Annotated in this window: 7 protein-coding genes; all 7 read right to left on the bottom strand. The window is 59.8% G+C overall.

Going from position 1 to position 6,889, the window contains the following annotated elements:
• Nucleotides 1-279: 279 nt before the first annotated feature.
• A complete protein-coding gene (locus ACIONG_RS24910; RefSeq protein ID WP_103305360.1) occupies nt 280-546 on the bottom strand; it encodes a hypothetical protein in 267 nt (88 codons plus the stop codon).
• Nucleotides 543-1,832 (bottom strand): motility associated factor glycosyltransferase family protein, encoded by a 1,290-nt coding sequence (locus ACIONG_RS24905; RefSeq protein ID WP_401303324.1) that lies wholly within the window; start codon nt 1,830-1,832, stop codon nt 543-545. Before ACIONG_RS24905 ends, ACIONG_RS24910 begins: the two co-directional genes overlap by 4 nt.
• An 86-nt stretch (nt 1,833-1,918) precedes the next feature.
• A complete protein-coding gene (locus ACIONG_RS24900) occupies nt 1,919-2,845 on the bottom strand; it encodes a ketoacyl-ACP synthase III (protein ID WP_401303322.1) in 927 nt (308 codons plus the stop codon).
• A 225-nt stretch (nt 2,846-3,070) separates the two neighbouring features.
• Entirely contained in the window at nt 3,071-4,123 is a 1,053-nt protein-coding gene (gene pseI / locus ACIONG_RS24895; RefSeq protein ID WP_213027940.1) for a pseudaminic acid synthase, read from the bottom strand.
• Complete coding sequence (pseG, locus tag ACIONG_RS24890) at nt 4,120-5,550, bottom strand: UDP-2,4-diacetamido-2,4,6-trideoxy-beta-L-altropyranose hydrolase (protein ID WP_401303320.1); 1,431 nt, start codon at nt 5,548-5,550, stop codon at nt 4,120-4,122. The genes pseI and pseG overlap by 4 nt, the downstream gene beginning before the upstream one ends.
• Nucleotides 5,547-6,242 (bottom strand): pseudaminic acid cytidylyltransferase, encoded by a 696-nt coding sequence (gene pseF, locus ACIONG_RS24885; protein ID WP_315446258.1) that lies wholly within the window; start codon nt 6,240-6,242, stop codon nt 5,547-5,549. Before pseF ends, pseG begins: the two co-directional genes overlap by 4 nt.
• Nucleotides 6,239-6,859: a pseudaminic acid biosynthesis-associated methylase gene (locus tag ACIONG_RS24880; protein ID WP_103305355.1), complete on the bottom strand. Its 621-nt coding sequence runs from the start codon at nt 6,857-6,859 to the stop codon at nt 6,239-6,241. The genes pseF and ACIONG_RS24880 overlap by 4 nt, the downstream gene beginning before the upstream one ends.
• Nucleotides 6,860-6,889: the final 30 nt, after the last annotated feature.

Raw genomic sequence — 6,889 nt, 5'->3', positions numbered from 1 at the left:
AACGACGTGGTGTTGGGGTTTACTGTTAAAGCCATGACGACTTCCTCGTTGGTTGGGTACTGCGGCTTCCGGCCCTGGCAACCGCCGGGTATGGCCTAGAGAACCTTCGTAATAGTTATCGTCGGGTAATCAGGTTGCTTGAGGGCTTTTTGAAAAAAATTTGCCATCACCCTGCCACCCCCGAGAAAACAAGGGCTTAGCGCGCCCCCTCCCACGAAAAAATGACGCCATAAAACTGCCCACACCACCAACCCTTGTGCCAGAGCCGTCGGTTCCCCGTCAGCGCTGCGCACTGTCCAGCAATTCAATCAGTTCATACTCCATGAAATCGGCAAGTCCCAACCAGTCCTGGCGCTCCTGACACGCCAGGATGTGTGTCAGTACCTGTGCCCACGACTGCTGGACATCCTCAGAGGCGAGCGCAAAAAACCGTTGTGCCTCGTCAAATACATCGACCATGGTCAGCGCCGCTTCGACATCACGGCCCAAACGAAACAACCCAGCGCATTGCCGACATGCGCTGATGCACATCACCTGCGCACTCATTGCACAAACTCCGAATTGAATTGCGTGCCCACGATCATCGCCCCTACCCGACTGCTGTTAAGGAAGCTGACCTCTGGGTGCAGAGCGATATACCGCTCCAGCACGCACAGGTAGCCACGAAAATTCAGCTGCGTCCTGACCCGTTCGCCATACCCGTCACGAACCCAGTGTCGCGCCTGCTCCACGGGTGGCCCCAGATCGCCATCGTCCCATCCGGCATGTGTCTTGTTCATCGGGAAGGCAAAGTCGGCGCCGAACAGCGTGATGCGCGTGCCGCCCATTTTCACGGCCAGGTCCACGGCGGGGTGAATCACGCTGCCGCCGGCATGCAATTCGGCCCGAGGGTGCTGCTGACGCAACGTGGCGTAGACCGGGCTGGCGGTATAAGCGCCATAGCGCTTGCCTCTCCAGGCCTTCAACACCGTCGGGGAGCTCATGGGCAGGTACACCAGCGGGATGCCGTCGGACTCCTCGAAAGGCAGATGCCGAAAGCTGATCAACTGATCGATCGTCACCACCAGATCGGGGATGATCCCGTGCTGACGCAAAGGTCGATAAGCCGTGTCGACACAAATGAACAGCGGCCGCTCGGCCTGGCCACGCACCGACGCCAGCCGTTCAAAATGTCCTTCCAGGCTCGGTCCGGTGCCGATCACATAGATTTCGCGGCCGATGCAAGTGCCAAACAGTTGCGCCACGTCATCATCCGCAAGCAGCACCTCCAGGCTATCGCGCAAGCGCTGCTGAATCGCCGGCAATTGCGGATCGAACTCGCGATTGTTGAAACTCAGGTGAACTTCATTGACCAGCCGATCACGCACCTTGGCATTGAAGTCATCGGCCAGGAGCATTTCCGCGGGAAGGGCAAAAAACGGTGTGAAGATATCGGCGTGATCGCCGGCATACATCAGTTCCACCCTGGGGTCTTCAAGCCATTGCCGCTGATCGAGCAGTTGCAACACCAGCGCAAACAGGGCGCCGTTAAGGACGTGCACGTACAAGCGTTCAAGCCCGGCACGCTCCAGCAAAACCGCTGGCAAGTCGCCAAGGCCGGTGCCATAGACATGCAATCGCGGTTTTTCCGGCAGGCTGGCCGCCTGGACCCGGGCCTCGTGAATCCGGTCATGGCGACTGGTCAGCTGGATCCCGTCCACGCTCAGCGTAGAGCCCAAGCCTTGTACCAGCTCGGCTTGAATGGCCGAACTGTCTTCAGTCACCAATCGTGCAAACAACGCCGGCCAGCGCAGCTGGATCACCTGGGCGTTGGCTTGGAAAAACTCGCTCATGCCGGCTCGCGCTCCGTTTAGGCAAAAAAATAGCGCTCAAGGTTAACCTTGAACGCTATTTTTGTATCCGCCGTTTTTTATCCGGCTCAAGGACGATAAATAATCGCCGAGCCCCACGACAGACCGACACCAAAACCGCTCAACGCAATACGCTGCCAATCGGAATCGAGTACGTGTTTTTCCAGCAGCAACGGAATGCTCGACGACACGGTGTTGCCGGTCTCGACCATGTCCTTGATGAACTTCTCCGGCTCGCCTTCGAAACGTCGTGCCACCGCGTCGACAATCGCCGCGCTGCCCTGGTGAATGCAGAACGCATCAATGTCGTCAGCCTTGAGGCCTGAATCATCGAGCAGCTCATGCAGGTGCGCCGGAACTTTCAGCAGCGCAAAGTTGAACACCTGACGACCGTTCATGAAGAACACGCCATCGGTGACTTTCAGGTGCGGAGCGCCGGAGCCGTCAGTGCCGAACTTGGCCTTGCCCAGCGCCCAGCTCGGATCTTCGCCCATCCAGGTAGCGGTGGCGGCATCGCCGAACAGCATGGTGGTGTTGCGGTCTTCCGGATCAACGATTTTCGAATACGGATCAGCGGTGATCAGCAGGCCGTTCTTCAGCCCGGCGGCTTCCATGAAGCCCTTGATCGCGTAGATGCCGTAGACATAACCGGAGCAGCCCAGGGAAATGTCGAACGCCGCAACGTTGGTCGGCAGACCGAGCTTGTCCTGCACGATCGCGGCAGTGTGTGGCAGGCCTTCTTCATCACCGTTCTGGGTGACGACAATCAACACGTCAATCGATTCACGCTTCAGATCAGGGTTGCTGGCAAACAGCGCATTGGCCGCTTCCACGCACAGATCGGAGGTTTCTTGTTCAGCGTCTTTGCGCGGCAGAAAAGCCGAACCGATCTTGCCAAGGATGAACTCTTCATCCTTCTCGAATTTTGCACCTTGTGCGTAATTGTCCACGCCGGCTACAGGAACGTAGCTCGCAATGCTTTTTATGCCAATCATTACGGCTTCCCAATAAAAAACAGCCCAAGACCACCGCTCGCAAGGATTCGAGGGGCGCCGACAAACAGAAATTGGCCGCCACGAAGGGCGGCCAGGGGGAGCGCAAAGGGCTATCACTGGAACCGAAAACGGGCCAGGCGCCATCTCCCCGATCAATACAATACAGTGAAGATGCGCGTTATGACTCGCAGGTCACGCTATTTTGCCGAATCGGTGCAGATCGGCTTATTCGACCAACGACCAATCCAGCGGCGTGCCGCGCTTGATCGGCGTGCGAGCGCGGCGGCCGAGAACGGCGTCGGTGTGCTTGGGCGGCAGACCGAGGCCGGGACGAATGGCCCGCAGATTGTCCCGAGTAAAGGGCTCACCCGCGGCCATGTCGGCGGTCACGTACAGCGAACGGCGATAGACCACCGATTTCAGTTCAGCTTCGGTGGCGCCGTATTGCACGTGCCCCAAAGCCTGCCAGGCACGTTCGGTTTCCAGCACCAGACTGGCCATTTCTGCAGGTTCCAGCGAGAAACTCGCATCAACCCCACCTGCCGAACGGTCAAGGGTGAAGTGTTTTTCCACCACCGTCGCGCCAAGCGCCACGGCTGCCACCGACACACCGACGCCCATCGAGTGGTCGGACAGCCCCACCTCGCAACCGAACAATTCACGCAGATGAGGGATCGTGCGCACGTTGCTGTTGAGCGGTGTCGCCGGATACGTGCTGGTGCATTTGAGCAGCACCAGATCCTTGCAACCCGCCGCGCGGGCAGCGCGCACGGTTTCGTCGAGTTCGGCGATGCTGGCCATGCCGGTGGAAATGATCAGCGGTTTGCCGGTGGCGGCGACACGGCGAATCAACGGCAGGTCGGTGTTTTCGAAACTGGCGATCTTGTAGGCCGGCACGTCGAGACTTTCGAGAAAGTCCACGGCCGTGTCATCGAACGGCGTCGAGAACGCGAGCATCCCCAGCTCTTTGGCCCGGGCGAAAATCGGTGCATGCCATTCCCAAGGCGTATGGGCTTTCTCATACAGATCGTAGAGTGAAGTCCCCGCCCACAGACTGCCCGGATCCTTGATGAAGAACTCGCCTTCGGCCAGATCCAGCGTCATCGTTTCAGCGGTGTAGGTTTGCAATTTCAAGGCATGCGCGCCGGCCTTGGCGGCGGCTTCGACAATTTGCAGGGCCACATCGAGCGACTGATTATGGTTGCCGCTCATCTCGGCAATGATGAACGGCGGCGCATCGGCACCGATCAGACGGTCGCCAATCTTGAAACTGCTCATGTGTGGTGTTCCTTCAAAACCTTGGTGAACGCGCAGGCATTTTGATTGAAGCCCGCGTCGCGAAATACATTCAATGAAGCGTGATTATCCGGCTGCACCTGGGCGGTAATGGCGGTCAATTGCGGCCAGTGTGCGCGGACAAATGACTCGCCCCGCGCCAGCAGCGCCCTGCCCCAGCCAAGGTCGATTCGCCCTGCAAACAGATGCAGCGAAACGTCGGCTTCGAAGCCGCGCAGGTCGTAACGCAACACCCCGACCGGGCCGTCGTCGGCCTCGGCGATCAACAACAAGTGCTGCGGATTACGCAGACTGGCGCGCATTCCGTCGAGTAGCAGCGGCGTGTCGTCCTGCGTCGCCGGACGAACCTTGAGCACGGCGCCGGCCAACGCCGCAGCGACTCGCAACGCTCCACGCCCATCGACCAGTTGCCGCGAACGTTCTGCCAGGCTCTGCCGCAAATACTGATTTCCCGCGACGAAACCAATCGCATCGCGCAACTGCTCGACACTGACCTGCTCCCGCGCGCCCATGAACACATGGGCGCCGGCTGCCGCCATGACTTCGCCATTGACTTGCTGGTTGTTCGACACCGCGATACAGATGGTCGGCAGGCCCAGCGCCGCACGCTCCCAACTGGTACCGCCGCCAGCGCCGATAAACAGGTCGGCCTCGGTCATGCGCTGATGGAAATCACTGACAAAGCTGTGCAGACGCCAATTCGGTCGCGTATCGCTCAGGGCTTGCATTTGCGCCCACGCCGGATTGTCGGCACCGGCAACAAAGTCCACTTCCAGTTCGGGAAAACCCACCAACGCGAGCATCGCATGATGAGTCTGCATCGCTGCGTCGAAACCACCGAAATTGACCAATACCCGTCGCGCCCTGGCTTTGATTTCGATCGCCGGGCCGTTGAACTCTTCACGCAACATCGCATAACGCGGACCGAGCAGGGTGCGGCAGCCATCAGGCACTAGCGCAGCGTAGTTTTCGCTGAGCCCCGAGAGATTCTGATTAAGCAGCAGATCAATGCTGTAGCGCCGAGTGGCGAGATCGTCGACCGCAGCGATGTGCGGCGCCCAACGACGCGCGGCGGTTTGCCAGTGATGATCGAGGCCGTAGTGATCGACGATGATCCAGTCGAATTCGCCATGACCTTGCAGCAACGCGCCCAATGCATCGATGTCGGCCTGCCACGGCAGCATCGATTCGATGGCTTGTTGCGGGTCTTCATCGGGGTAGAAATCCGGTAGCGCGAAGGTCTCGAAACCCTCCTCGCTCAGGACGTCGAGCCGATGCCCCGGCAAGCGCCGACAAGCAAACGCGACATGACTGCCCTGCTCGCGCAGCACGCGAGCCAAGGTCAGACACCGGGCAATGTGGCCGCTGCCAATGGTCGGCGAGGCGTCGGCGCGAATCAGCACTCTCATCGCAGCTCTCCGCCAGCCTTGAGCGCGGCGTAAAGGTATTCGGCGCGCTTCCAGTCTTCAGGCGTATCGATGTCCTGCACCAGATGTCGCGGCAAAATCACTGGAAGACTCGCCGACGAATAAACCACTTCGCTGCGCAACCAGGCGTCGCTGCGCCCCCAGTAAAACTGGCCGGCATCCTGAAACGCTTCGGGCAAATCCTGCGAGCGGGTGTTGCGAAACTCCGGGTACAACGCCGTGAGCGCGCCCTGCCCGTCCAGCGTCAGCGCTCGCTGCACCGGAAAGCCGAAACTGCAAACCGAGAAGGCAAAGGACTTGTCCGGATGCAGCTTCAGCAACTCGAATCCCTCGCGCAGATAACGCGCCTGCAACAGCGGCGCCGTGGCGTACACGCAACAGGCGTAATCGAAGGCTGGCAGTTGCTGTAAGGCGTGCACGATCACGGCTGCGGTGCCGGTGAAATCATCGGCCAACTCCGCCGGGCGCAGGAACGGCACCTGCGCGCCATGCGCCCGCGCGACATCGGCGATCTGCGCGTCGTCGGTACTGACCACGACCTGATCGAACACGCCTGAATCCAGTGCCGTGCGGATCGAGCGGACAATCATCGGCACGCCGTCAAACAGCGCAAGATTCTTGCGCGGGATGCGTTTGCTGCCGCCACGGGCCGGGATGATTGCGACGTTGCTCAAGGGCGCTTTTCCAGTAAAAACCAGGTGACATCATCTGCCGGGAATTGCGCATCGCGGTGATACACGAAGCCGTAATCGAGCAACTGCAGATCGGCATAGCGATCGAGCATTTCGCCAGCAAAATCGCGTTTGAACAGTTTGCCGCTGTTGCCGCGATAGGACACTTCCATCGGGACCGGACTGTAATACTCGGCGATCAGGATGTAGCGCCGGCTCAGAGCATACAACTGCGCATACGCGCTCGCCAAAAGCTCCGGCGCCAGATGGATCAGCACGCCTTTGCTCAGGCTCAGGTCGTAGGTGCGCTCGCGGGGAAAGTCGAACAGCGAGCCGTGCCAGATCTGCGCAATGTCCAACGCCCGCGCCTGGGCGCAGGCGCATTCATTGATCTCGACCCCGAACAGTTCACTTTGCGGCAGCAATTGATGCAACGCCTGCAGGTTGTTGCCGGCATTGGTGCCCAGTTCCACCACGCTGGCGATGCGTGCGGCGCGGCTCAGAGCCCTGTCGAACAGCGCCAGATTGGCCGCCACCAGTGGCTTACCGATGTTGCGGTCAACGTACTGATTGCCGAAATCGCCCTGCCAGAATTTTTCCTGCTCACTCAGCTCACGCATTGCACAGCCCCATCCACCGCCGCAGCGGGA

It is taken from the genome of Pseudomonas sp. NPDC087817, assembly GCF_044742875.1.
Classification (GTDB): domain Bacteria; phylum Pseudomonadota; class Gammaproteobacteria; order Pseudomonadales; family Pseudomonadaceae; genus Aquipseudomonas.
This window is presented reverse-complemented; position numbering and strand designations above follow the sequence as displayed.